At 39.5% G+C, this 1,699-nt stretch carries 1 protein-coding gene; it reads left to right on the plus strand.

Features of this window, described 5'->3' with window-relative positions:
* Positions 1-302 precede the first annotated feature (302 nt).
* Positions 303-1,699: adhesive domain-containing protein (locus tag JZO83_RS14185; RefSeq protein WP_207116124.1), on the plus strand; the 1,397-nt coding region annotated here is incomplete at its 3' end.

The raw sequence follows: 1,699 nt of genomic DNA on the forward strand, positions 1-1,699 counted from the left end.
GTATAAAATAATCAATCGAAAAAATGAAATTTTATGCAAAATATAACTTGATTTATTTTTGTTGAGAAAATTTTTTTTGATTTTCTAGTTATTTAAATTTCTATAAGAGCTTAATAATAGATTTCTTATTTATCGGTTGCTAAAATTCAAAATAACTTAAGTTGTAAATACAGAAATGATTGAAAAAGGCGTCTTTTGATAAAAATTATTTGAGGGAGTGTTTCATTAGAAAGCATATTTTGTGTTGATTTAATCTGTGGGGGAGAAAATGGATACGCGAATCTGCTCTAGGAGGAATAAGGATGAAGAGGGACTATAGAAAGACGATGGATCAAAAAGCACGAGCAAAGTCTCGTTCTAAAAAATCCATTTTGGTTGGTACATCGATTGCTGCCGGAATGATGTTAGGTCTTACTCCTATTTCGGTCACCACTCCGTTATTTACGATCGGTAGTCACCAAGTGCATGCCGATATTATCAGTGGACAATTATTTAATAATTTAACTACAACGAACTCAAGTGGAACGACAACAACAGCCCCATATACTCTTGAAGGGGCAACAAGAAATGTGAATTTTACGATATCTGGTGATAATGGGATCAATGTTAGTCTCTTAAATGGGAATCGACGGGCAGTATTAGCAATTCCTGAAGAAATGCAAGGGTTGGTTGCGCCAAACGGGAATGCAACCGTCCGGACAGATATTTTATTGCCTACAGATGAATTAGCTCCATTGCTCAATGCAGTGAATGGCGCAGTTACACCATTGATCCAGACAATTGGAACGTTGGTAAATGCAAATCCGTTAGCTAGTGTGAATTTGGCTCAAGTTTATCAACAATTAAACTTATTGCAAAATCTAAGTACACTGACATCTGCTGAAGTACAAATACCATTGCAGATGCAAGGTGATGAGTATATTTATGGTGAACTTGATGGCGCATTAGAAACGATAATCAGAGAGAATTTAAGTAAGATCTTAACTGATTTGAACAGCGCCGTCCAAGCATTGCAAGCCACTCCTAATAATGGTGGTATTTTGGCAAGAGTAGCTGCTACGACGATCAATACAGCACTAGCTGCTACAGTAAAACCAGTATTTAATGTTGCTTATGCTGCACTTCTTCCATTAGTGAATGTTGGCTCTTCCTTGATTGGATCAGTCGCAGATGCAAGTATCTTAGGCGGAACAACGGTGATTATCCCAACAACGATCCAAGACCCTTCATACGCGGACCTTACCGCTGCGGGTGTAGATCTTTCTGTGCCATATGAAGCAGGATTTGTAGGAACAGTCGTAAAATCTGATTTATTGAATATTAATGTTGCTTCAAATACTGACGGCTATACTCCTGTTTTTTATCAGGCAGCAGAGGTAACTGCACCGTACAACGTTGAGGTCACAGGTAATTCGACGGATGGGTATGAAGTGACAGGGATGGCTGATCCGAATGCAACAGTTAGGATCTATGACGATGCTGGAAATTTGATTGCTGAAGGTCAAGCAGATGCAACTGGAAACTTTACGATACCAATTTCTCAAGAAGATGTAGCTCCATTAGATGATATTCAGTTAATTGCTTATGACCAAGCTGATAATCCAAGTTTACCGACAGCTGCAATTATCCCTGACGATGAAGAAGCCGACGCGGATGCCGACGCCGACGCGGATGCTGACGCCGATGCCGATGCCGACGC

The sequence above is a fragment of the Enterococcus sp. DIV1298c genome (assembly GCF_017316315.1).
Classification (GTDB): Bacteria; Bacillota; Bacilli; order Lactobacillales; family Enterococcaceae; genus Enterococcus_B; species Enterococcus_B mangumiae.